The organism is Novosphingobium guangzhouense (assembly GCF_002896965.1).
In the GTDB taxonomy this organism is placed as follows: Bacteria; Pseudomonadota; Alphaproteobacteria; order Sphingomonadales; family Sphingomonadaceae; genus Novosphingobium; species Novosphingobium guangzhouense.
Genome location: NZ_LYMM01000050.1, coordinates 1 through 24,641, shown reverse-complemented (window position 1 = coordinate 24,641; position 24,641 = coordinate 1). Strand labels below are relative to the sequence as shown.

General features: G+C 63.2%; 13 protein-coding genes. 6 read left to right on the top strand and 7 right to left on the bottom strand.

Features of this window, described 5'->3' with window-relative positions; genetic code table 11:
• Positions 1-117 precede the first annotated feature (117 nt).
• A complete protein-coding gene (locus A8V01_RS17980; protein ID WP_103097582.1) occupies positions 118-1,440 on the top strand; it encodes a tyrosine-type recombinase/integrase in 1,323 nt (440 codons plus the stop codon).
• 603 nt (positions 1,441-2,043) lie between these two features.
• On the opposite strand, the gene A8V01_RS17975 is transcribed toward A8V01_RS17980, so the two are convergent.
• The 7 genes from A8V01_RS17975 to A8V01_RS17945 form a co-directional block, all read right to left on the bottom strand.
• Positions 2,044-3,996 (bottom strand): glycoside hydrolase family 2 protein, encoded by a 1,953-nt coding sequence (locus tag A8V01_RS17975; RefSeq protein WP_211295065.1) that lies wholly within the window; start codon positions 3,994-3,996, stop codon positions 2,044-2,046.
• A 42-nt stretch (positions 3,997-4,038) separates the two neighbouring features.
• A complete protein-coding gene (locus tag A8V01_RS17970; RefSeq protein ID WP_103097548.1) occupies positions 4,039-5,337 on the bottom strand; it encodes an MFS transporter in 1,299 nt (432 codons plus the stop codon).
• A 5-nt stretch (positions 5,338-5,342) separates the two neighbouring features.
• Positions 5,343-8,162 carry a TonB-dependent receptor gene (locus A8V01_RS17965; protein ID WP_103097546.1) on the bottom strand — a complete coding sequence of 940 codons (2,820 nt, stop codon included), beginning with the start codon at positions 8,160-8,162 and terminating at the stop codon, positions 5,343-5,345.
• A gap of 116 nt (positions 8,163-8,278) precedes the next feature.
• The gene (locus tag A8V01_RS17960) at positions 8,279-9,703 is read right to left on the bottom strand and encodes a sulfatase family protein (RefSeq protein WP_245892703.1); all 1,425 of its coding nucleotides are present in this window, start codon (positions 9,701-9,703) and stop codon (positions 8,279-8,281) included.
• A gap of 42 nt (positions 9,704-9,745) precedes the next feature.
• Positions 9,746-11,449, bottom strand: a complete 1,704-nt coding sequence (locus A8V01_RS17955; RefSeq protein ID WP_103097542.1) for an arylsulfatase — start codon at positions 11,447-11,449, stop codon at positions 9,746-9,748.
• Positions 11,450-11,497: 48 nt separating this feature from the next.
• On the bottom strand, positions 11,498-14,215 hold the full coding sequence (locus A8V01_RS17950) for a TonB-dependent receptor (RefSeq protein WP_170065975.1): 2,718 nt from the start codon (positions 14,213-14,215) through the stop codon (positions 11,498-11,500).
• A gap of 111 nt (positions 14,216-14,326) precedes the next feature.
• Entirely contained in the window at positions 14,327-15,997 is a 1,671-nt protein-coding gene (locus tag A8V01_RS17945; RefSeq protein WP_103097537.1) for a sulfatase family protein, read from the bottom strand.
• Between the two features lie 186 nt (positions 15,998-16,183).
• Between A8V01_RS17945 and A8V01_RS17940 the strand changes: the two genes are divergently transcribed.
• The 5 genes from A8V01_RS17940 to A8V01_RS17920 form a co-directional block, all read left to right on the top strand.
• On the top strand, positions 16,184-17,758 hold the full coding sequence (locus A8V01_RS17940; protein ID WP_103097535.1) for a sulfatase family protein: 1,575 nt from the start codon (positions 16,184-16,186) through the stop codon (positions 17,756-17,758).
• A gap of 41 nt (positions 17,759-17,799) precedes the next feature.
• The gene (locus tag A8V01_RS17935; protein WP_211295064.1) at positions 17,800-18,936 is read left to right on the top strand and encodes a hypothetical protein; all 1,137 of its coding nucleotides are present in this window, start codon (positions 17,800-17,802) and stop codon (positions 18,934-18,936) included.
• A gap of 4 nt (positions 18,937-18,940) precedes the next feature.
• Positions 18,941-20,827 carry a family 43 glycosylhydrolase gene (locus A8V01_RS17930; protein WP_245892702.1) on the top strand — a complete coding sequence of 629 codons (1,887 nt, stop codon included), beginning with the start codon at positions 18,941-18,943 and terminating at the stop codon, positions 20,825-20,827.
• A gap of 201 nt (positions 20,828-21,028) precedes the next feature.
• The gene (locus tag A8V01_RS17925) at positions 21,029-23,842 is read left to right on the top strand and encodes a TonB-dependent receptor (protein ID WP_103097530.1); all 2,814 of its coding nucleotides are present in this window, start codon (positions 21,029-21,031) and stop codon (positions 23,840-23,842) included.
• A gap of 47 nt (positions 23,843-23,889) precedes the next feature.
• A partial coding sequence (locus A8V01_RS17920) for a sulfatase-like hydrolase/transferase (RefSeq protein WP_170065974.1) occupies positions 23,890-24,641 on the top strand: 752 nt, incomplete at its 3' end.

Genomic DNA, 24,641 nt, shown 5'->3' with positions numbered 1-24,641 from the left:
CCCGCAATACCGAGACTTAGTAGCTCAACCCGGCCACGGGCGTCCACCAGCCTCCACTCGAGGCGTGGTATCGATTCGTGGTCTCGGCGTTTGGAAAACGTGGTCTCGGAGATGACGATGTTGAGCGATGCCAAAATCCGCGCGGCCAAGCCACGCGACAAGTCTTACAAGCTGACCGACAGCCACCGGCTCTACCTTCTGGTGAAGCCGAACGGATCGAAACTCTGGAAATGGAATTACACTTACGACGGCAAACAGAAGACCATGGCATTCGGGATTTATCCCATGGTCACCTTGCTCCAGGCCAGAGCACACAGAGACGATTCGCGCGCGCAATTAGGTGAAGGCAAAGATCCATCAAACGAGAAGAAGCTGAAGGTCGAGGCAAACCTTAATGCCAGTCGACACACTTTCGAGCGCATCGCTCGGGAGTGGCATGACAAGGTCAAATCGCGCTGGGCTAAGGTCCATGCCGATGACATTATACACAGTCTCGCACGCGACGTGTTTCCTAAGATCGGTTCCCTTCCAATCTCATCTCTGACACCTCCGAAAATCCTGGAGGTGCTCACAGCGGTGGAAGATCGTGGAGCCATTGAGACCGCCAAGCGCCTCCGGCAGCGGATATCAGCCGTCTTCACGTATGCGATCGCAAAGGGGATCGCCGAAAAGGATCCGTCCGAAAAGCTTGCGACTGTCCTGAAACCATTGCCTCGCGGACGCCAACCCGCGATCACCGATCTCGGGCGGCTGCGCAAGATGATTGACGATGCTGAAACCGACTACGCGCGTCCCGTGACCAGATTAGCCCTTAGGCTGCTCGCCCTCACCGCAGTGCGCCCGAGCGAATTACGTGGGGCATGCTGGAACGAATTCGAAGACTTGAATGGCGACGAGCCTGTCTGGCGTATTCCCGCTGCCAGAATGAAAGGCGACCTTGAGCGAAAGCAAGAGGTCGGCGGCGACCACTTGGTTCCGCTGACCAGCCAGGCCATCGCGGTGCTGCGAGTTCTTTGGCCGATAACCGGTGCTGGCCCACTCGTTTTCCCCAGCGTTCGTCATAACAGCCGTCCAATGAGCGAAAATGCAATCGGTTATCTGCTCAACCGGGCCGGGTATCATGGCCACCACGTTCCTCACGGCTTTCGCGCCGCGTTTTCGACAATCATGAACGAGTGGGCAGAGCGCCACGGCAAGAAGCATGACCGCAAGGTCATAGACCTGATGCTTGCACATGTTCCGAAGGAGAAGGTCGAGGGAGCCTATAACCGGGCGGCCTTCATGGAGCGCCGCCGGGAAATCGCGGTCGCGTGGGCGGACATGCTAACGCTTTCGCTGCCACCGCCAGCAGTTCTCGTAAGCCGTCCCATCGCTCGCATTGATGACATTTTCCGGACATCGAGGTTGGAACGCAATGAACTAAATCAAGGATGTGAATGATGGGATAGATTATGAGCCCTCATCGGTTATCGTAAACGTTGCTTCTTTGACCCCCCTCAAGGCTTCTCGAACGCAGCGACACACAATACCCCGTCATATAAGGGGGGACCGCGCGCAGACTTTCAAGTATTAAGCTCCAATTTATATTGGTTCCTTTGCCGCTGTGAGGGTGGGATTCGAATTCAGCCTTTAAGTGGCTGATTTCCAAGGCCTTGCCCTCTACGGTCAACTGGAGGGATCCACGAATGGAACCACGAAACACTTTCCGTGCGAAATCTGAAGCTTGTAGGCTCAGTTCGACTCCCTGCATGGTATTCGAACCCGGGTTATACTTGCAAGCCTAAAACCTTAGAGGGGTAGCTTGAAGCCCCGCGATTTCGATTGCTCAAACTAGGCGGGTAATCCCGCGGACATCACACCAACTCCTTCCGGCCTGCTTTGGCCGATTTCGGAATTTCAGCTTACCGGTCGCATGCACCAGGTAGATGCCGCTCGGATTCCGGCATAAGCATAGCTGGGGCAAACTGCAAAATGCCGGTCGGGAGAGCTGCCAAAGGAAACATTGGCGGCGCGGGTTTGCACCCCAACTCGGACATCACCTCTTCATTTCCCGATAAATAAAGGACCCGCCATGCGCGCGTACTCCTCGGCTGGGAGTTTTTCGACCATACGATCATAGGTCAAGAGCCCGTTCAGCTCTCCTTCCACATCGGTCGTTTCGGTATAGACGGATGCCGAGAGTCCGTTCTCCTTCGCCTGACGGACGATGGCATCGAACTTGATCCGGTAGCGCCGCCGGAAATCTTCGGTGTCGGTAGCGAACTGGTAGATGCGCGCGTCGCGATCGGTGAACCACACATGACCCGGAACCGGGAGGCCCACGCCGCCGTATTCTCCCGTCACGATCGGCCTGTCAGCCTGTTGTCCAGGTGTAAGGGGCACTTCCTCGTAAGTGTGTATATCGTAAACGTCCGACCCACTGTCGGCCACGTCGAGCCACCCGCTCGCGGTATTGACCAGCCTGCTGGGGTCCATGCTCTTTGCAATACCACCAACGGTCTTCGCATCGTATTGCCCCCAGCCTTCGTTATTGGTGACCCACATCACAATCGAGGGGAACGCCCGCAAGGCGCCGATCATCCGCGCCATTTCCTGCTGGTACTGGGCCATGCCCGCCGAGGAGAACGTCGCCTGCCATTCGCTGCCCCGGCGCACGGCCTGATCGCCCAAGGCTCCCGAAGGCATGTCCTGCCAGATCAGGATGCCGAGACGGTCTGCATCGTAGTAATATCGCGCGGGCTCAACCTTGATATGCTTGCGCAGCATATTGAATCCCGCCTTCTTGAGAAAGACGATGTCACTTCGTGCAGCCTCTTCCGACGGCGGGGTCAGCAAGCTTTCGGGCCACCATCCCTGATCGAGAGTACCGTTTTGGAACAACGGCTTGTTGTTCAGCAGGAGCGCCATCTTGCCGGTCCTCGGGTCGATGCCGGTGGAAATCTTGCGCATGCCGAAATAGCTTCTGACGGAATCCGAAGGTTCCCCCACGACAGATGCCTTCGCGTAGGCCTGCCGCTCCTCGGTGGTCATCGGCGGCAAGCCGGGCCTGCCGCCCGCCCCGCCCTGCGGAGGTGCGACTTTCACCAGTTCGGCCATGAGATCATAGAGATAGGGATCGTCGGGCGACCATAGCCGGGCGCCCGGAATCTTCAGCTTTGCCTGCCGATTGCCGCGCATCACCGTACTCGCGATCACCTTGCCCTTGTCGAGGGCCGTGACGCGAACGGCATCAGCGGGCGTGGTAGTGCCACTGAGCGCCACATCGATGGTCAATTCGCCTTTGTCGATGTCCGGCACGGCGCGCAGATCGGCGATATGAAGGTCGGCCACAGGCTCCAGCCACACGGTCTGCCAGATCCCGCTGACTGCCGTATACCAGATGCCCTGCGGATCAAGCGTCTGCTTGCCGCGCGGCTGGTCGCCGGTGGAGGTCGGGTCGGTCACCTGCACCACGAGTTCGTTGTCGCCAGGGCGCAGGTAGGCCGTCACATCGAAGTTGAACGGGTCGGAGCCGCCCTTGTGACTGCCCACGACGGCACCATTGACGAGGACGGTTGCCTCGAAGTCGACCGCGCCGAAATGCAGGAGCGTTCGTTGGCCCGGCCATTTTGCCGGGAGAGCGAACGTGCGCTTGTACCAAAGCCGGTCTCCCGGCAGCAGCTTGCGCGCCACTCCGGACAGCCGGGATTCAACCGCGAAGGGGACGAGGATCTTACCGTCCATGGTTTCCGGTCGCGGCGCGTTCGCGGGGCGGATCGCGTAATCCCAATGGCCGTTCAGGTTCATCCAGGTGTCCCGCTCCAGTTGTGGGCGGGGATAGCTGCGCCAGGCATTCTCGGCGGTGACCGCCTTACCCCAGCGGGTCATGATCGGGCCGACATAGCTCGGTCCGCCGCCAACCGATGCCGCAGGCGGCGAGACAGTCTGTCCATAGGCGGCATTTTGGCCAATGCCGAGGATGAGCGCGACCCCCAACAACAGTGAAGAGCGAAACATCCAATCCTCCTTGATGGTGCAAATGAAACGAATGAAATTACGCTAGGAGCGCGGGATAAGACGCACTGTCAGGAAAATGGCGGTGCCCGACAGCGCCAGCATGGTGGCCAGGAACAGCATCGGCGCAAGATCGCTGCCCGTGGCGTCGTGAATGCGGGGAACGATCGTCTGGGCCAAGAACCCGCCGAGATTGCCCACGGAGTTGATCGCGGCGAACCCGGCCGCCGCGGCGGCCCCGCTCAGGAAACGGCCGGGGAGCACCCAAAAGAAAGGCTGCCCAGCGAAGATCGCGGCGGCCGCGACGCACAGCGCCGCGAATTGCAGCGCCGGCCATGGCACCACCGTCGTCATCACCAGACAGAAAGCTCCGAGGAAAGCTGGGGCGACGATGAAGCGGCGGAACCCCGAACTGCGCGCCGCCAGGGCCGGAAGCCCCCACAGGGCGGCTGCGACGACAATCCAGGGGATCATGTTCAACAACCCGTTGGTGGCGTCGCCGACGCCGAAACCGCGAACGATGGTCGGCAGCCAGTAGCTCAGGCCATAGGCCGCAAGCGGAAACCCTACGAAGGCCAGGCACAGCACGATGACGCGGCGATCGCCCAGCGCGCGCAAGGGGTTGCCATGATCCCGCGATCCACCTTCCGCCGCCAGTGTAGACGCCAGCCATGCCTTCTGCTGCCCGGTCAGCCAGGGTGCGTCTTCCGGGCGGCGCGGCAACCGGGTGAGCACGAGGGGGACCTGCAGGAGCGCGGGAACCGCAGTGGCGATGAAAACCCATTGCCAACCGCGCAGGCCGCCGACACCGTCGAGTTCGAGCAGCAGGCCACCAAGCCCGGCGCCCACCGCGTTGGCAAAGGTGCTCGCGATCAGGAACAGGCCGATCGCCCTTGCCCGTTGCGCCTGCGGAAACCACAAGGTCAGCAGATAGAGCACCCCGGGAAAGAAACCAGCCTCCGCGACACCGAGCAGAAAGCGCAGCGCATAGAAGCTCGCAGGTGTCCATGCGAAGGCCAGCGCCAGCGTGACGAGCCCCCAGGCCCCGATGATCCGCGCGAACCACAGGCGCGGCCCGACCCGCTCCAGGATCAGGTTGCTGGGGATCTCGAAGATGCAGTAGCCCAGGAAGAACAGCGCCGATCCCAACCCGTACGCCGCTTCGCTGAGCCCGAGGTCGCCGACCATCTGGAGCTTGGCGAAGGCAACGTTCTGCCGATCGATGTAGGCAACGAGATACAGCAGGCAGAGCAGAGGCATCAGGCGCCAGGTGATGCGCCGGAGCGTGATCCGGCCGATGTCTTCCAGCGGCGCGGGCGGTTCGGAAGAGCTGCAACTCGCCATGCCGGTCAGAATTTCACCCGCGCGCCGAGGCTGTATACCGTCTCGTCCCCGTTGAGCTGGAAGACCACGCGCTTGTCGCCCCAGTAACTCGACGTCTTGCTGCGCAGGATGTTAGTGCCGCCGATGTCCAGACGCAGGGCCTGGGTCACATCGTAGCCGATGCTGAAGTCTAGGCGACCGGCAGGGCGCACATATGTCAGGAACACCGGCACATAAGGATCGTTCACCCGGTCCGCGTCGAACGGCCGCAGCGCGACGCCACCGGTGTTGTCGGCGTTGATGTAACTGGAGCGGTGCGTCCAGATCAGCCTGCCGCTCAACCCGTGCTTGTCGTAGAGCAGACCTGCCGTGTAGTTGTACTTGGATACCCCGACCAGAGGATAGCCGGCAAGGTTGTCGTCACCCTTGATCTTGGAATCGGCCATCGTGAAAGCGCCCTGCACGCCCAGTCCGGACAGCACTCCGGGCAGGAAGTCGAAGAAATACTGCGCGCTGACTTCCACGCCCTTGAGATCGACCGACCCCACGTTGCGCGGCGTCGAAATCAGGTAGTTCAAACTGTCGATCGTCTCCTGCGTGTTCGAGGTGACGACGCGATCTTTGATGGAGCGATAGTACCCGGCCACCGAGATGTAGCCGCTGCGGAAATAGTATTCCGCCGTGATGTCGATGCTGTCCGACTTCTGCGGTCGCAGTGCCGGGTTGCCGCGCGTGCCGGTGTTGAGCAGGAACACGTTGCCTACCAACGTCAGGGACTCGCTGGGATTGAGCGAGGCGAAGTCGGGCCGCCGGATCGAGCGGGAATACGTCACGCGCGTCTGGAAAGAGCCCGGGAATTGCAAACGCGCGGTCGCGGAGGGAAGGATGTCGGTATCGGACGTTTTCGCGGTGATCGGGCTGAGTATCGCCCCCTGTCGCTCGAACCCGGCTATCGTGCGCTCGGTCCGGATGACGCGGGTGCCGATGACGCCGTCGAGGGTCAGCGAACCCAGCGGGATCTCGTAAGATCCCTCCACATAGCCCGCATACGTGGTTTCCTGAGCGTTGAATTCCTTCGTCGGATCGAAGTCCGGCTGGCGCAGCGGCAGGCCGAACAGCGAACGCAGTTCGTTACGTCCACGTTCCGAACGCAGGTACGCAGGATTAACTCCCAAGAACGGCACGCCGCCGTTCAGACGCGGTGCCACGCCGATGATGCTGAGAAAGTCGGGCGAGAGCGGCAGGCTGGAGATCAGCCGCGCGTTCGCCTCGGTCGGCGTGCCAATATTGCCGAAGCCGATCGACTGCACCGTGTTAGTCTGGCGCACTTCCTGGAACCGCGCATTGCGCTTTGCATAGCGCAAGCCCGTCTTGATCCTGGGCAGGATGCCGCCGACCTCGTACTCCCCGTCGAGGCGGGACTGGAACAGCTTGCCCTGCCCCAGCGTGTAGTTCTGGTTGATCGAGTTGCGCAGCGACAGGTTTTCCGAACTCAAAGGAATCGACGGGTCAATGGTGAACGACGGCCCATTGTTGTCATTGAATTCGACGAAGACCGTCGGCACGCGCTGCCCGACTTCGGCATTGAAGTTCTGGAGGAACGAGCGCGAGGTCTGGTAAGCCACGTCAAGCACCAGCTTGACCCGGTCCTGCTCGAAATTCAGGCCGCCTGCGATCATCTTGTTGCGCTGCGTGACGTCTTCCGAAGAGCTGTTCTGGTTGATGACGACGTTGTCGAAACGTGCGCTCTTCAGTTCGCACACCCGTTGCACGGTGAAAGGCTGAATACCCACGGTGCCGTCGGCATTGTTGACGAGTTGCGGATTGGTGCCACCGGCGTTGACGCGGGCATCGAAGCAGTAATCGCTGGGCGTGATCTCCGAAATTCGCGAACCATTGGTGAAAGGCTGCGGGTTGAAGCCGACGAAGCCCGTCGTGCTGCGAAATTTCGTATACAGGCCATCCGCATAGAACTGGAGCGAAGGTGTGGCCTGCCACTGCACGGCGGCATTGGCCTGGACGCGGGTGATGTCTCCGACATCGGGCATGTTGCGCAGCACCTGCGGGATCAGCAGGCCCGGCACGTTGAGGGGTGTTCCGCCCGAATAGCGGCGTTCTCCCAGGTTGGTTACGCTGCGGATGTTCTCCGCCTGCGAATATGTGACATTGATCAGTGCGCCGATCTCGCCGATCGAGGTGTCCGTCTTGCCGGCCGCGAGCACACCGAACTGCGGGTTGCTCGCATCGGCGATGGTCGCGTAGTTCTGACGCGCGGTAAGCACCAGGGTCGGCTTGCGGAAGCTGAACGGGCGGTTGAGCCGCAAGTCTATCGCACCGGCGACGCCGCCCTCGATCTGGTCCGATGTCTGCGACTTGAAGGCGTCGATCCGCGCCAGCGCCTCAGCCGGAACATCCTGCAGGTCGAAGCCGCGCCCGGTGGTGGTGATGACCTCTCGCCCGTTCACGGTCGTGAGGATATCGGTCAGGCCGCGAATACGCACGGTGGACAGTTCGTTGTTGCGGTCGTTCTGGACCTGAATGCCGGGAACGCGCTGCAGGGCGGCGGCGACGGTCGGGTCGGGCAGCTTGCCGATGTCCGTCGCGACGATGGAATCGACCACCTGCACGGCATTGCGCTTCACTTCGGCAGCGCGTTCCAGCGACTGGCGAACGCCGGTGACGATGATGTCCGGGCCCCCGTCCGCGACCTCATCGGCACCCACGTCGGCACTCACGCCCTCGGCCTGTGCCGTGCTTTCCGAGGGCGTCGTCTCCTGAGCAGCAGCACCCGAAATGGAAACGAAGACCGCCGTAATCGACACGGCGCCAAGCAGAATACTCCGCATAAATCTCTCCCCTTGTTCGGCGCCTTTCGCGCCCGATCGCAATTTTGAGCGATTCTTAAAATATAAATATTATAATAGTGACAGCTCGGCAACCGTATTGGCTGCTGCCACTGAGTTCACTCGCCCTCGCCCTCCATGGGGCCACGCTCCAGTCGCGGCTGCACCGGCACCACGCCTTCGTCGTGCTGCGCTCTGCGCCACGCCGCCAGGCGGTTGCGCAATGCCGACAATTGCTTCGCGTAACGGGGGTCGGTCGCCAGGTTCAGCTTCTCATCCGGGTCTGCATGAAGATCGTACAGTTCCTCCGCCGGACGCCTGTAATAGCTGTCGACCACGGCCTTTGCTGCGGGATCCTTGTCGGCGGCCTCACGCCAGGACGGGAAATAGGCGCCAGAATCGGTGCGCTGCACCTTGAGGTCGATATGGGTGGTGTACGTCCAGTCGGGGTGCAGGTTCTCGATGTATTTCCAGCGGTCGGTACGGATGCTGCGCATGGGATAGACGTTGACCCTGACGTCGTTGTTATGCGTTGTGAAGATCTCCTTGCGACCCACCGGCCCTTGCCCCATGCCAAGCGCCCCGGCGAAGGAAATGCCGTCGATGCCCGCGGGCGCCTTGCCGCCGGCCACTTGCACGAGCGTGGGTAGGATATCCACCCAGCTCACCATCGCATCGGTCCGCGTGCCCGGCTTTACGTGTCCGCCCCAGCGCACGATCATCGGCACCCGCGTGCCAGTATCGTAGAGGTTCCACTTGCCGAACGGCCACTGGGTGCCATGGTCCGTCGAATAGAGCACGAAAGTATCCTTACCGAGCACTGCATCGACCGCATCCATGGTCGCGGCAAGGTCCTGGTCCATGCGCGAGACCGCGGCATAGAAGCGCGCGCGGGCATCGCGGGTGATCGGCGTGTCGATAGTCTTGGGCGGCAGCTTCATGGCAGCGGGGTCATAGCCCTCGGTCGTGCGCGGCCAGGGAACATGCGGCCAGTTGGTACCGACAAAAAGGGCCAGCGGCCGCTTGTCCTTGCGCGCCTTGAGCCATTCTGCGGCGGCAGGGATACCCTTGTGATCGTGGAACGTGTCGTTGGCGTAATAGTCGAACCCGTAAGTGCCGGTATGCTGGTAATGCGCAACCTTGCCGAAGGCGACGACCTCGTATCCCTGCTCCTGCAGGTACGATGGCAGCTTGCGGATCGCGGCGTTCGTGCGGTCGTGATTGCCCTCGGCGCCGTTGCGGGCGGGCATCAGCCCGGTCAGCAGCGCGGCGCGGCTCGGCGCGCAGGCGGGCGAAGCGACGAAGGCCCGGTCGAACGATACGCCTTCAGACGCCAGTCTTTGCAACGCCGGGGTCCGCGCATTCGCGTCGCCACCGATCGGAACATCGGCATAGCTGAGATCGTCCGCCAGGAAGATCACCAGATTGGGCCTTGCGGCCGGATCGGCGGTGGCCTCTTGCGCGATCGCTGGTCCTGCCAGCGACAGCGCAAGGGCAAGCATGGTCGACGACCGAAGAAGGTGACGCTTTCTGAACCCTGGCATCCGATATCTCCCCATTTTTGCTGGTAACGTCCGTGTCGCGTTCTATTTCACCACTGCCTCGGGCCGCTGGATCGTGTCGGCTCCACCCCAGTTCATGCGTGCGCGGCCCTTGAGATGGTTGTCGTAAGCCTCCTCCCACGGATCAACGTCGCTTGCGGCGGCCCACTCATCCCACTGGCGCGCCATGCGGACGACGCGGTCCGGCCCTCCGGCGGCAAGGTCATGCAGTTCCGCGCGGTCGGCGTTCATGTCGAAAAGCTGCCACGGCTGCCGGAACCGCGCGACCAGCTTCCAGCGCCCGTCCCGGACCGCCCGGTTGCCCTCGTGCTCCCAGAACAGCGGCCTGTCCCGGCTCAGCGACTTGCCCGAGAACGCCGGGGCCATCGAACGCCCCTGCATCGGGATGATCTCGTGACCGCCGAACGTCGCGGGATACGCTGCACCGGTGACGTCCACCACCGTCGGCATCACGTCGATCAGGTGCCCCGGATCGCGGACCTTGGTCCCCCTCAACGCAGGTGCGATGCCGCGCGGCCAATAGGCGATGAACGGCGTCGCGATGCCGCCTTCCTCGGTAAAATGCTTGAAGTACCGGAAGGGCGTGTTCTGGAGCGTCGCCCAGTTCATCCCGGCCCAGACGTTCGACTGCGCGCTGCCCGGAGCGCCCTTGCCCGCCAGCCTGCCATCGGGGCCGCTCTCCGCATTGCCGCCGTTGTCGCACATGAACAGGATCAGCGTGTTGTCGAGTTCTCCCGCCTGCTCGATGTTCCGGACCAGCGTGCCGATCGAGCGGTCCACATGGCTGATGACGGCGGCATAGACCGCCATCATCGTGTCGAAGCGGTCCTTGTCGGCGGCGGACAACTCGTCCCAGTCGTACGTGTTGGGCAACGGCGGCGGCAGTTCGGCGTCGGCGGCGATGATGCCCTGCGCCTTCTGCCGCTCGAACCTTTCGCGCCGGATCGCTTCCCAGCCGCGCATGTACCGACCTTTGAAGCGCGCCACGTCCTCGGGCGGCGCCATCAGCGGGAAATGTGCGGCGGTGAACGGCATGTAGAGGAAGAACGGCTTGCGCTGCGCCTGCGCCTCATGGACGAACTTCGCCTGCCACTCGACGAATATGTCGGAAGCGTACCATCTGCCCTTCCCCACGCGTGGCGAGCGGGTCGGCTCTTTTTCTCCGTCGATGTACAGGAAGCGCGTCGCAGGGGGCTGCGCCTGACCGGGATAGTAGAGCGAGCCGAAGGCGGAAGTCAGCGACCGGTCGAACCCGCGCTGCCACGGGCCGACGCCATGGCCTATGCCGACGTGCCACTTGCCCGCCATTGCGGTGTAGTAGCCCGTCGACTTCGCCACTTCTGCCAGCGTGACCACGCGGTCCAGCAGCTTGCTGCGCAGGCCCTTCGATCCGGGGATGTCGACGCCCTCCAGATGGCCGAGCCCGGCCTGGTGGGGGTATGTCCCGGTCAACAGCGAGGCCCGCGACGGGCTGCATCGGGCGGTGTTGTAGAACTGGGTCAACGACAGCCCGCCCTTCGCCAGCGCATCAATGTTCGGCGTAGGCACTTCACTGCCGAAGCTGGAGATGTCGGAGAACCCAACGTCGTCGAGCAGGATCACGACGACGTTGGGCCGCGTCGGCTGCGGCTTGTCCGCCGCCTGCGCCGGCAGGACGCAGGCGGCAAGCCCGGTGGCTGCACCGCCCAGGCTTTGCAGAAAGCGGGCCACGCGTTTCGTCGTCTTCATGCGCTGTTCTCCATCTCCGTTCAGGTGCGGGCCGCCTCCCGCCGATGCTCAGAAGCGGAAACGCAGGCCCAGGCGATAGACGCGCTCAAGGAAGCGGGTCTGCCACGGATAAGCCTGTCCCTCGGCGTTGAACTGGCGCTGGTTGGTCGCCGCAGCACCCAGGATGTTCGAGGCGGTGAATGACAGCGTGATGCTCTCGGTCGGATTCACCGTGCCCGAGAAGTCGAGGATGCCGCGCCCGTCCTCGACCACCGGCAGCGTCGGCCCCAGCACGCCCGCGCCGAGCGCCGGATCGTTCACACGGCCATAGCTGACGACGTAGCTTGACCGGTAGTTGTACGAAACGCGCAGCGAGAACTCCGGCTTCTCATAGAAGGCCGCAAGGTTGGCGAGATGACTGGAAACGCCTGCGATCTTCTGCATACCGGGCAGCGTCGCGGCGAGATCCTCGGGCAGTTGCGATGCATGGTCGATGTACGTGTAGTTCGCCAGGACGCCGAAGCCCTGCGTCCATTCGGGCAGGAAGGGCGCGCGAAGGAACGTGCGGAACCCGGCCTCGACGCCGCGCAACCGGCCCTTCCCGCCGTTGAACGGCTGGGTGATGCGCAGACGGCCGAACTCGGAATCCTCGACATCGACGGTGAAGTTCGAGATGAACCCTTCCACGTCGCGCTGGAACGCGCCGACGGTGAGCGAACCGCTGCGGTTGAAATACCATTCGAGCGAGGCATCGTAGTTCTTCGAGTCGATCGGCTTGAGATCCGGATTGCCGCCGCTTGCCGTGCGCACGCAGTCCGGCGAAGTCGGCTCCGTGTTGCAGACCGTCGATGGCGCACCGATAGTGAGTGAAGGATTCAGCTGGCCAAACGCCGGACGGCTGCGGGTGTGGGTGTAGGCTAGGCGCATCTGGAGCTTGGGCATGATCCGCAGGCGCGCGCTGACGTTGGGCAGGAAATCGTTGTAGGCATTCTCACGCGTGACGGCCGTGACGGTGGTTACCCCGTTCGCGGTGGCGCGGTTGAAACCGTGGATCGTGTCCTCCGTACGGATCGCGCGCAGGCCGAACAGGCCGTCGACCGGCATCCCCGCCACATCGAAGGCGTAGCGCGCCTGCACGTAACCGGCATAGGCCTTCTCGTTGCCATAGTAGACGGGATCGCCGAACTGCGGGCGGCCGGCGGCCCAGCCGACCAGCCCGCGCAGGGTGTCCATGTTCTCGACGATACTGCCGCGGGTGGGCGTCAGGAACGTCCGGATGCCTGCCGCATCGTCACCCCGGAAGCCGGGTGGTACTCGAGCGTAGTCGAGCGGCAGAGTGTTGTAGAACAACCCGGCGGGCGCAGTGGCGGTGCGGGTGTAGGTGTAGGATTCCGCGTCGCGCGTATTGAAGCGCGCACCGGCCTGGATGTTGGAGATACCGACGGCATCGAGTTTGTAGTCGAGATCGAGCCGCGCCTGCACGTCACGCCCGTGATTGCGTACGCCGTTCTCGTTAAGGCCCGACATGCGGTAGTTCGTCGGGTCGAACAGATCGAAGTTCGATAGCGTGACGGTGCCGCCGCCATCGCCCGCATCGGCGTCGAACTCGAAGTGACGCGTCGGCTGCGTACGCAGCGCATAGTTCATGCCGAAGCTGTACTGGGTATAGGTGGAGTCCGTCAGGGCGACATCGCCGGTGACGCGCAGCTGGTCGCCCTTCCAGATGAAACCGCCGCCGCCCTGGTAGGTGTCCGTCTTCGCATCGATCACGTTCTGCGCGCCGGTGGGGATCCCGCCGGCACTGGCGGTCATGCTCTTGACGAGGTTGGTGCCGGGGAAGAACTCGATGTCCGACAGCACCGCCGCGTCACCCGAGTTGATCTGCAGGTTGCGCCCAGATCCCTTGCCCCGGAAACCCTGGAACAGGAAGTCGGCGTAGAATTCCAGCCGGTCGCTCGGCCGCCACTGCAGCGCGGAGGCGACCGAGGGGCGGAAGCGGTTGGCCGTCGGGTAGTCGATGTTGACGAACGAGGGGTAGCGGATGACGCCCAGCCCCTGCACGTTGCGGTTGAGGATGGTCTGGCTGACGTTGCGTGCGGAATCGAGGAAGTTCACGTCGGCATAGGAGCCTTCGATCAGGAACCCGATGTCGCCGATCCCGGTATTCCAGCGCTTGGACACCAGCAGATTGGCGTCGAGTCCGATCTTCTGCGACTGATACCAGTGCAGCCCGCTGATGCCTCCGGCGATGCGGTCGCCCTTGAAATCCAGCGGCTTGCGCGAACGCACGTCGATGAGCCCGGCGATCCCCGGCTCAATCAGGTTGGCGCTGGCGGACTTGAAGACGTCGATCCGCGCGATCGTGCTGGCCGGAAAGTCCTGCAACGCGACCGAGCGCCCTTCGGCAGTGAAGATCTCTCGCCCGTTGTAGGTCGTGGTCAGGTCCGGCAGGCCGCGTACGCGCACGCCCGAAGCGCCGCCCTGCGCCCAGTCGACCTGCACGCCGGGAACACGCGCCAGCGATTCCGCGGCGGTCACGTCGGGCAGCTTGCCGATATCCTCGGCCACCACCGAATCGACGATCTGGTCCGAGTCCTCCTTGACCGCCTGCGCCGTTTCAAGGCTGGCCCGGAAGGTCGAGACGACAATCTCCCCTTCTGCCGGAGCCTCGGCGCCCACACCCTGCGGCACTGCCGCCTCCTGCGCCGAGGATGTATCGGCCAGCGTCACCAGCGCAAGAGCCGGGCCGGCGGCAGTCAGGAACAAACGAACTTTACGAGCGGTCACGTTGGAAATTCTCCCCTGTTTAACGACTTGAGTGCTTATTGTCCCGCCGGAGCGGTCTGCGGCGTGCCCCCACGCCTGCCCGGTAAAGGGCGCCTTCAAAGGTAGTGCGGCTCAGGGAACGAAGGGCATTCCCGGCTCTGCGTGACGATGCGGCGCATACCAGTTGTGCTGCGTTGGCCACTTGGTCTGGTACTTGCGGAACTGTGGCCCGGTGGGCAGGCTGTCCTGGTTGCGGATCGTCCACATCAGCAGTTCGGCTAGCAGCGTCCCCTGCTCGGCCGCCACTTCAGGTCGATTGAAAAGGTTGGTCAGTTCATCGGGATCGCGGTCGAGATCGTACAACTGGCCATAGCCCATCATGTCGTAGATGAGCTTCCACTTGCCCATGCGAACCATCTTCTGGTTGCCGCTCTGGGTGACCATGTTCAGTTCGTCGAAACCGTCGCCCTGCTTGCCCGCTATCGAAGAAGGGACATTGTCGCTCTGTTCATAGTACAGCCCTCCGAGGCCGGCCTCGGCGTAAATGCTGCGAAACTCGGCTTCGGGATACGCTTCGCCGCGCAGCAACGGCAGCAGGCTGCGTCCCTGAATACCGCGCGGGATCGGCGCCCCCATCGCCTCGCACAGCGTCGGCATCACGTCGGCCATGGACACGAAACAGGTCTCGCCCACCTTGCCGCGATCGTGAATGCCCGGCCCGTGCCAGACCATCGGGATGTGCACCAGTGTCTCGGGAAGGCCGACGCCCTTCCGGCCGAGGCCATACTTCATGAGATAGTCGCCATGATCCGCGACGCGCACGATGATGGTGTCCTGCAACACGCCCTTGGCTTCCAGATGGCCGACCAGCCGCTTCACCTGGTCATCAATCAGGCGCAGCATCCCGAGATAATTGGAGACATAACGCCGCCAGTTCTTCTCGGTATCGCGATAGCCATAGTTTTCGAGCCGGTGCAGCCAACGCGCCCGGTCGCCGAGCTTCTCAAGCGCCTCAAGCCCGGCGCCGCGTTCGGGCAGAGCAGCCGGCGGGAACATGTCCCAGTAAGGCTCCGGCACCTGTTCGGGATTATGCGGCTCAGGGATGGAGACCTGCAGGAAGAAGGGCTGCGTGCCGGACTGGTCGATGAAGTCCATAGCGTCGGACACGATCCGATAGGGAAACTGTACGTCGACCGGGAAAGGCGTGGGCTTGGTCGAGACGTTGAAGCTCAGTTCCTTGAGCCATTTCTCATAAGCCGCGTTCTGCGCCTTGTCGCCGCCGGTCTCGTCCCCGACTTCGTGACTGTAGTTGCGCCAGAAATCGACTTGGTCCTTTTTGAGGTAGGTGTGGTTTTTGCCAGCCAGACCGGTGCGATAGCCCGCCTCACGCGCGACCTGGTACACGTCCTTTTCGTAAAAGGCCGCATCGGCCTGATAGTTCATCCGCACGCGATGCGCGGACGGCCAGCGGCCGGTCAGCATGGATGTGCGGCTCGGCGTGCAGGCAGGCATCGTGCAGTAAGCGCGGCGGAAATCGACGCCCTCGCCCGCCAAGCGGTCCATCGTCGGCATCGTATCGAAGGGAAAGCCGGAACGCTTGGTCAGCCCTGCGGGTTGCTGGTCGGTCAGAAGGAGGATCACATTGGGCCTGCGCCCGCCCGCGCCCGGCTTCGAGGTAGTCGCCCTGGCCGCCCCCTGCAACATGGCAGGCGTCGCAACCGAGGCGACGATCGCGCCTACGGAAGCGCAACGCAGAAAGTCGCGCCGCCGGATGAAGGCGGCTTCGCCGGGGTCGGCTGGCATGGATGCTGTCCTCGTACTCTCATGCCGACGCGGCGCCGCGCATGATCCCAAATTTGTTCTGTTCAAGGCGCATTCTCGCCCGACACCAAAAGGCTGCCATGCCTGTATTTGTATTGTCAAACTTTTTTATCATATTTATAGGTCTATGTTAATTCGCAAAGCCACCGCACGAGTTTCTAAAGAAGCATGAACTCAAAGATCACCCGTCGCTGCCTCCTGCTGGCAGGCGCAGCTGCCGTTGTTGCATCGAAAGCGATGTCCGCGATCACTGCTGCAAAGCCAAATATCGTCGTCGTCTATGCGGATGATCTCGGATACGGCGATCTCAGCTGCTACGGGTCAACGACGATCCATACGCCAAACATCGATCGCTTGGCGGCACAGGGTACACGGTTCGTAAACGCCCACTCGCCTTCCGCTACGTGTACGCCATCCCGCTATGCGCTGATGACAGGCGATTATCCGTGGCGAGCCTCCGGCACCCAAATCTTGCCGGGCGATGCACCCGCGCTCATCCGACCCGGCCGCTACACGCTGCCCGCCATGCTGAAACAGGCCGGCTACAACACCGGTTTCGTCGGCAAATGGCACCTTGGCCTCGGCGATGGAAAGGTCGACTGGAATGGAGAGATCGGTCCTGGGCCACTCGACATCGGCTTCGACCATGGCTTTTTCATGCCGGCGACGCTTGACCGGGTGCCTACCGTGCTCATCGACGGGCGCCGGGTGGCAAATCTCGACCAGAACGACCCGATCGCGGTCAGCTACGGCGCTAAAATGGGCGACGAGCCGACCGGCGCCAAGCATCCCGAAATGCTCCGCTACGGCGCCGATCCGGAACATTCGAACACCATCGTCAATGGTATCAGCCGCATCGGCTACATGACGGGCGGCAAGGCCGCGCGGTGGAACGACGAGAACCTGAGCGACCTTCTGCTGGAAAAGGCGGTGGACTTCATCTCCGCAAAGCGGGCCGCGCCGTTCTTTCTCTACTACGCCGTCAACGAACCTCACGTACCGCGCGCGCCCAACCCGCGCTTCGTCGGGAAGTCAGGCATGGGTCCGCGCGGCGACGCCATCCTCCAACTCGACTGGACGGTTGGAGAAGTCATGCGCGCCCTAGACCGGCTTGGCATCGCGAAGGACACGATGGTCGTCTTCAGCAGCGACAACGGCCCGATCCTCTTCGACGGATACGAGGACAGGGCCGTGGAACTCGCCGGAGCGCATCGTCCCGCAGGCCCCTTCAGCAGTGGAAAATACAGCATTCTCGAAGGTGGAACCCGCGTTCCGATGATAACCGCTTGGCCGGGGCACGTTCGCCCGGGTCACGTTTCATCCGCACTGGTCGATCATGTCGACATGATCGCGTCGCTTGCGGCGCTTGTCGGGCAGCAACTGCCCCATGCTTCGGCCGTCGACAGCTTCGACATGCTTGCGCCGCTTCTCGGCCAGACCGACAGGGGGCGTGAATACGTGGTCGAGGACACCAAGCTCATGGTGACGACCGGCGCTACCGTCTCCAGCAGCGGCTCGCGCATACTGGCGATCCGGGCGGGCGACTGGAAACTGATCCGCCGCAGCGTCAAGCCGCAGCAATTCCATGGCAACCCCATCGGTACTCGGCCGGAAGACCAGCTCTACAACCTTGCGGACGATCCAGGCGAAACCAGGAACCTCGCCGCTTCGCAGCCACGGCGCGCGGCGCAGTTGGCGGCCTGGCTCGACAGGATCGAACGGGGAGGACGCAGCCGTCCCTGAACCCGCCGATAGCCGATAATGAACATTCAAGGGAGCAAACGATGGGATATCTGAAGGACACGGGTGCGGGCGTGCTCGCCCTGTTTCTGGCGGGTGCCGCGCCCTCCACGGTCCATGCACAGGCGGCGCTGGGCGCCAACTACAACGAGCATTTCGAGGACGTGGACTATCGCGATCTCGAAAGGGCGCATACGCGTTGGGTGCGTATCTTCCTGCCGATGCCGCAGGTCGATGCAGGCGCCGCGCAGCATGGCGCCGTGCGAACTATTCTTGAGGTCGGGCAGCGCGGCTATCATACCATGCTGACGCTCAAGTTCCCGTACAATCGCAAGGATTTCCCCAGACCCGGCTCCCCGGCGATGGCTCGGGAACTGGCGCGTGTCGATGCCGTGCTTCCGCTGGTGATGGGCAAGGTCGACATCCTCGTCATCGGCAACGAGCCTTTCATCGAAAGCCGCCGCGAAGACTGGGACGAGGACTTCAACGTCTTCTACGAGGCGATCGCAAGACGAGTCATCGACCGGCGACGCGATCATTGCGGCACTCGTTGCAGGACGCGCCTGTACATGGGGGCGCTCAACCAGCTCGAAAAGCCGGACTGGCGCACCCCCACGACCGAGCGCTGGCTTGCCTTCGTCAAGGCGACGCCGGAACTCGACGGCGTCAACATCCATCCGCACATCGATGATATCGCGGATTCGCGCGCCTTCCTCGACTACATCCTCCCGCGAATGCGGCCAGATCAGAAGTTCACCGTTACCGAATTTTCGCTCGTCTGGTGGTGGAAGAAACAGATGAAACAGGCTGTGTCTCCTGCCTATGCCACGCAGTACAACCTGCCCGCAGGCACGCAAAACTGGCAGGTCATCGCGGCCGCGCTGAAGGCGCCGTTCCCCAAGGCGCAGTGGGATGACTTCCTGCGCCTCAGCCCATGGTTCGAGACGCGCAGGCACTACATCCGCAACCAGATGAAAATCTTCCGCGACACCGGACGGCTGGCCGTCGCCACCTACGGGTTCAAGCAGGGACGTTCGATGTCCGCCGAATGGGGACCGAACAAGACGCCCTGGCTGCTCAACAGCGTCTTCGCGGGACGGACCATCCAGCCCGACACGGATGGAGGCGCCGCGCCCAACTATGCATGGATCGACGATTTCATCGCCGAACAGAAGGACTGACACGTTGCAGAAGACCCTGCTCAGCGGCGTCGCCGCCCTGATCGTTCCGACCCTCGCTTTCGCCGCTGTCCCGGCCAAGGTCGCGGATGACATCTTCCTCGACCATCCTTCCATGGACCGCAACGCTGCGGTCATGCCCGCCGCCGACGCAAAGCCGGTCAAGACCGTGTTCGACGCGCGCTCCATCGGCGATGCCTCGATGGCGCGGCTGCCGGGCGGCGGCTGGATCCTGACCGGCACGACCTTGCGCAACGGCGATCGGCATGGCGTCGAACTGTGGACCTCCCCGGACGGCAGGAACTGGAAGAACCTTGGCCCCGCCCGGATCACCGGCCCCGGCATAGTTCCCGGCGACGTTGCCGAGCGCTATATCGCCCCGTCCGTCACCGTGGCGAAAGACCGGCTCTACCTGGCCTTCGCCGACAAGAGCGGCTGCGCTCGCATAGCGACAGGATCGGCGGCCAGTCCGCAGGGTGCGTTCACTGCTTCTCCCTGCCTCGTCGACGGGGCCGAGGACGTATCGCTGTTCATCGACCAGGACGGCACCGGCTACCTCCTGTGGGGTGGCGGCATGATCGTGAAGCTCGCGCCGGGATATGCCGGGCTTGCGGAGACGCCTCGCTTCCTCAAACCCGATCAGGCGTTGTTCGCCAAGCATCCGCCGGTCGGAAAGGACTGGCCGGTGCGCACGCGGGTGGGTCGGCGCGGGGCGATGATGCTGCGCGATGACGACCGCTACCTGCTTGCCGCCAGCGAAGTCACCGGCCGCCTGCGCACCGCGACCGAAGACGTGTTCGTCGCCGAAGGACCGACGCCTTACGGCCCATTCTCGATGCGGATGCTGGTCGCGCCTCATGCCGGGAAACCCTCGATCTTCCGCCTCGATGACGGCACGCTGGCTACGGTCTACAACCCGCGCTGCGAGGATGATTTTGCCTTGTTCTGCGAGCAGGTCGGGCTCCTCCCGCTGGAACGTGCACCTGACGGCCGGCTGCGGCAGGCCGCCTCCGTCATCACGGAAGACAGCGCAGTCGCCTCCCGCCATCCGCTGGTCACCAGCGAGACAATCCGCGACCCATCGGTCACGCTGGGCGGCGACGGCAATTACTACCTGGCGGGCACGCTCGGCGGCTTCGGCAAGCAGCGCCCGGACGGCGGCGTGAAACTGTGGCGTTCTGCCGATCTGGAGCACTGGGAAGACATAGGTTTCGTCTTCCACTGGGAAGGCATGGGTTACGATTTCAAGGACCATGTCGCCGAACTTTGGGCGCCGGAAATCCACTGGAGCGCGCGCGACAAGACCTATTACCTCGCCTTTTCCGTCATGGAACGCGGCGTCGGCGGCAAGACCTGGCTCTACCGCTCGACCAGCGGAAAGCCGGAAGGGCCCTATGCGAACACTGCGAAGAGCTTTCTCGTCGAAGGAATTGACGGCTTCCCGTTCGAGGATGAGGACGGCTTCTACCTGCTCTGGGGCGGGGGCAGGATCGGCAAACTCAACGCCGCGCGCGGCGGCTTCGACGGACCGGTGCGCAAGCTGGTGGACGTGGATGGCGACGCGGTGGGCTACGAAGGCAATGCACTCATCAAGGTCGGCGGCGTCTATTTCCTCACCGGCGCGGAGTGGAACGGGCCGCTGCGTACGGACGGCACTTACGACATGATGTATGCGTCCTCGAAGACCCTGATGGGGCCGTACAGCCAGCGCCGGATCGGGGCGCCGCATGGCGGGCACGGGACGCCGTTCAGGGACAAGGAGGGCCGGTATTGGTACACCATGTTCGGAAACGACGTGACCGCCCCGTGGCGGATGCACTTCGGTCTCGTGCCCATCGACATCGGCGATCCGGAAGCGATCGGCGTTCCGCGCCTCGAAGCCAGCGGTAAGTGACAGGCCAATATGTCGGAAAAGCCTTACTTTTAGGCCAGGATCGGAAGCGTGCGCTCAAAGGTTAGTATTTATAATATTAATACTTGAGGCCCGTTCTTTTCGTTGCCTATCAGGCCGCAACGGCTGCGCCACAACCCGACAACGGGAGTGGCCGGCATTCACCGACCGCCGCATCCCGGTGTCGGAAATGGGGGAAGTTCGATGCTGAATTCCAGGGGCGCTCGTCGCATCCTCATGCTCGGAGCCGGTTTTGCCGCGCTCAATGCCGGTATGGCGTGCGCGCAGGATGTACAGAACGGCACCGAGACGACACTGGCGGAGCCCGAGGCGGGCCAGGACATCGTCGTAACCGGTATTCGCGCCTCGCTGGCGAACGCCCTGGGCGAAAAGCGCAACACCGTGAACATCGTCGACGTCATCAACGCCGATGATGTGGGCAAACTGCCCGACCAGAACCTTGCCGAAGTGCTGGAGAACATCTCCGGCATCCAGATCGACCGCGCGCAGGGCGTGGGCAGCAACGTCTCGATCCGCGGCTCGTCGCAGAACCTTGTGCTCATCAACGGCCGCGCCACGACGCCCTCGGGCGACAGCCGCGGCGGCATCAGCTTCGGCGACGTTCCGGCCGAACTTATCGCCTCGGTCGCGGTGACCAAGGTGGCGACGGCGGACCAGCTTGAAGGTTCGGTGGGCGGCATCGTCGACCTGCGCACCTACAAGGGCCTCGGCCTCAAGGCGCCGATCGCCTCGATCCGCACCGATATGGAATATGCCGAGTATTCCGAAAGCTACAACCCGCGCATCTCCGCCGTCTTCGGCAAGAGCTTCGACACCGGCATCGGCGAGATCGGCGTAGTATTGTCCGCCGGCTACAGCAAGCAGACCGTGCGCGAGGATGCGCTGAACGTGCGCTACGCCGCGCGCACCACGGTGGATCTGGACGGCGACGGCACCAGCGATCCGTACCTGCGCCCCAACTATGCGCAGCAGTTCAACACCGTACGCGACCGCGAGAACAAGTCGTTCACCGGCTCGATCGAGTGGCAGGCATCTCCCGAACTCAAGCTCTTCGTCGACGGCACGTACATCGACCAGTCGGTGACGGGCGCGGAATACGGCGTCTTCTTTCACCAGCCCAGCGACATCTCGGAACTGCCCTATCTCTCGCAGGCGCAGATCGACCCGATGAGTTCGGGCGGGTTCGACTACAGCCTGATGACCAGCGGCCTCGTAGGTGACACCCGCCTGCGTTCGCGCAACAGCAGCCCCAGCCGCTTCACCGAAAGCTACATCGCGGCCGTCGGCGGCGAATGGACCAAGGGTGCGCTCAACGTGAAGTTCGAGGCCAGCCGCGCCGGGTCCACCAGCGACGAGGCGGGCTTCGAGATGGTGTCGCAGTACAGCGACCCGACCGGCCCCAACTTCAACAACGAACGCGGCAAGATCAGCCCGCCGGTGATCCTGGAGATGACCGACGACCTGCTCTACTTCGCGCCCGATCCGTCGAGCCCGCTGTGGGCCAACAAGGCGAACCCCGCCTACTGGAGCGCGTTCATCGCGCGCGACAACGAGACGCGGTTCCGCAACATCGAGAACGCCCAGCGCCTCGACCTGAAGTGGGATGCGGACCTTGGTCCGCTGCGCTCGATCGAGTTCGGCACCCGCCTTAACCAATCGAATTCGAAGCGTGACCGCTTCACCCAGGCTTCGCGCACGTTCCCCGGCTTCAGCGCCGCGCAGCGCCCTGAGCTGTTCGACATCGCGCAGAACGACGTATTCGCCGACACCCGATACCAGTATATCGGCGGCTTCGTCGTGCCGGCGTCGGTGACGCAGGATCCGACCGCAGCGCGTCAGGCGTTCGGCCTGCTGCCAGTCGCACCGCAGGATTACGCCGCCAGCTTCCGGGTGAAAGAAAAGACCGTCGCGCTCTATGCCAAGGCGAACCTCGATACCGAGATCGCGGGCATGGCGGTACGTGGCAATGCAGGCGTGCGCTGGGTCAGCACCGACCAGACCACCATCGGCAATGCGATCTCCAGCGGCGTGATCTCGCAGATCGTCGACAGGAAGAATTACAAGTACTGGCTGCCGAGCGCGATGCTCTCCATCGAGCCGATGGACAAGGTCATCGTGCGCGCATCTTACGGCCGGTCCATGCGTCGCCCCGACTTCGCGCAGCTTTCGCCTTCGGTGAACTTCCCGCTGGTGGGCGACGTCTATGTCGGCACCGGCAATCCCGAACTGAAGCCGCAGACCGTGGATCAGTTCGATGCGGCGGTGGAATGGTACTTCGACCGCAATTCGATCCTGTCGATCGGCGGCTTCTACAAGAAGTACCATGACCTCGTAACGACCGTGGCGATTTCGCCCACGCTCATCGACCCTGCCCGTGGCCCCTTCGATCCCAGCAACTGCGCCACCGGCATCTTCAACCCGGTGGCGGTGGACCTGACCGGCAACGTCGGCAAGTGCGTGGGCGTGAACCAGCCGCAGAACGCGGGCGGCGCGACGCTGAAGGGCCTCGAAGTGGCCTTCCAGCACAGCTTCACCTACCTGCCGGGCTTCCTCGACGGGTTCGGCGTCATCGCCAACTACACCTATCAGGACGGCAAGCGCGACGCGACCTTCACGGTGCCCGGCATCGTGGCGGGTGGCGGCACGGCGGCGGTGCTTCCCCTGCCCCTGCGCGACCTTTCGAAGAACAACTACAACATCACGCTGTTCTACGAAAAATACGGCCTGAACGTGCGCGTGCGCTATACGAAGCGCGATCCGTTCCTGCGGACCGAGGCGACCGACCTCAGCAACAACCTGCCGTGGTATCAGGACGACCGCGCACAGGTGAACGCCAGCGTCTCTTACGACGTGAACGACCGGTTCGCCGTCACGTTCTCCGCGATCAACCTGACCAACGAGCCGAGCATCGGGCGCGCCATCTTCGCGGACGGCCCGATCGGGCAGTACCGCGCCGCGGACCGCCGCTTCGTGTTCGGCGTGCGGGGCAAGCTGTAAGGGCGGCCACGGGTCGTCGACGGGATGAAATACGAAAGGGAATGCGCATGAACCTTGGCAGAAGAACGCGCCGCGCCGTCACCTCGTTGCTGGCATTCACGATGCTGACCGGCGCGCCGCAGGCTTTCGCGAAGGAGGCTCCGGCCGCATCGCAGTCACAGGCGGCGGCTCGCCCCAACATCCTCTTCATCCTGATCGACGACCTCAAGCCCGCGATCCACGGCTACGGCGATCCGACCGCGATCACGCCCAACATCGACCGCCTTATCGCGCGCGGCACGCGGTTCGACCTTGCCTATGCCAACCAGGCGGTCTGCGCGCCCAGCCGCCTCAACCTGATGAGCGGGGCGCGTTCGACGTCCTCGGGCATCTACGATTTCGGCATGAACCTGCGCGACTTCATGCCGAACACGGTGACGCTGCCGCAGTATTTCATGAAGGCGGGCTACCGCGCGGAAAGCATGGGCAAGGTCTTCCACATCGGCCACGGCACCGTGGGCGACCCGCAGAGCTTCTCCGTCCCGCCGCACAAGGACCACGTCATCGAATACGTCTCGCCCGAGGCGCTGGCGGTGGGCCACACGCGCGAGGAGGCGTTGTTCAACGAGTTCGAACTGCCGCACGAGGACGTCTGGGAATTCTCGCGCACGTTGCCCAAGGGCGTCGCCTGGGAAGACCCCGACGTGCCCGACGACGCCTATGCGGACGGACGCACGGCGGACTATGCCATCGGTCGCCTCGATGCGCTCAAGGGCGGCGCGCAGCCGTTCTTCCTTGCGGTGGGCTTCGCGCGCCCGCA

Excerpts from the sequence above, each read along its gene's own strand:
- A8V01_RS17965 (WP_103097546.1), bottom strand. The coding sequence starts at position 8,162 with ATGCGGAGTATTCTGCTTGGCGCCGTGTCGATTACGGCGGTCTTCGTT.
- A8V01_RS17955 (WP_103097542.1), bottom strand. The coding sequence starts at position 11,449 with ATGAAGACGACGAAACGCGTGGCCCGCTTTCTGCAAAGCCTGGGCGGT.
- A8V01_RS17935 (WP_211295064.1), top strand. The coding sequence starts at position 17,800 with ATGGGATATCTGAAGGACACGGGTGCGGGCGTGCTCGCCCTGTTTCTG.
- A8V01_RS17960 (WP_245892703.1), bottom strand. The coding sequence starts at position 9,703 with ATGCCAGGGTTCAGAAAGCGTCACCTTCTTCGGTCGTCGACCATGCTT.
- A8V01_RS17975 (WP_211295065.1), bottom strand. The coding sequence starts at position 3,996 with ATGTTTCGCTCTTCACTGTTGTTGGGGGTCGCGCTCATCCTCGGCATT.
- A8V01_RS17945 (WP_103097537.1), bottom strand. The coding sequence starts at position 15,997 with ATGCCAGCCGACCCCGGCGAAGCCGCCTTCATCCGGCGGCGCGACTTT.
- A8V01_RS17980 (WP_103097582.1), top strand. The coding sequence starts at position 118 with ATGTTGAGCGATGCCAAAATCCGCGCGGCCAAGCCACGCGACAAGTCT.
- A8V01_RS17970 (WP_103097548.1), bottom strand. The coding sequence starts at position 5,337 with ATGGCGAGTTGCAGCTCTTCCGAACCGCCCGCGCCGCTGGAAGACATC.
- A8V01_RS17940 (WP_103097535.1), top strand. The coding sequence starts at position 16,184 with ATGAACTCAAAGATCACCCGTCGCTGCCTCCTGCTGGCAGGCGCAGCT.
- A8V01_RS17925 (WP_103097530.1), top strand. The coding sequence starts at position 21,029 with ATGCTGAATTCCAGGGGCGCTCGTCGCATCCTCATGCTCGGAGCCGGT.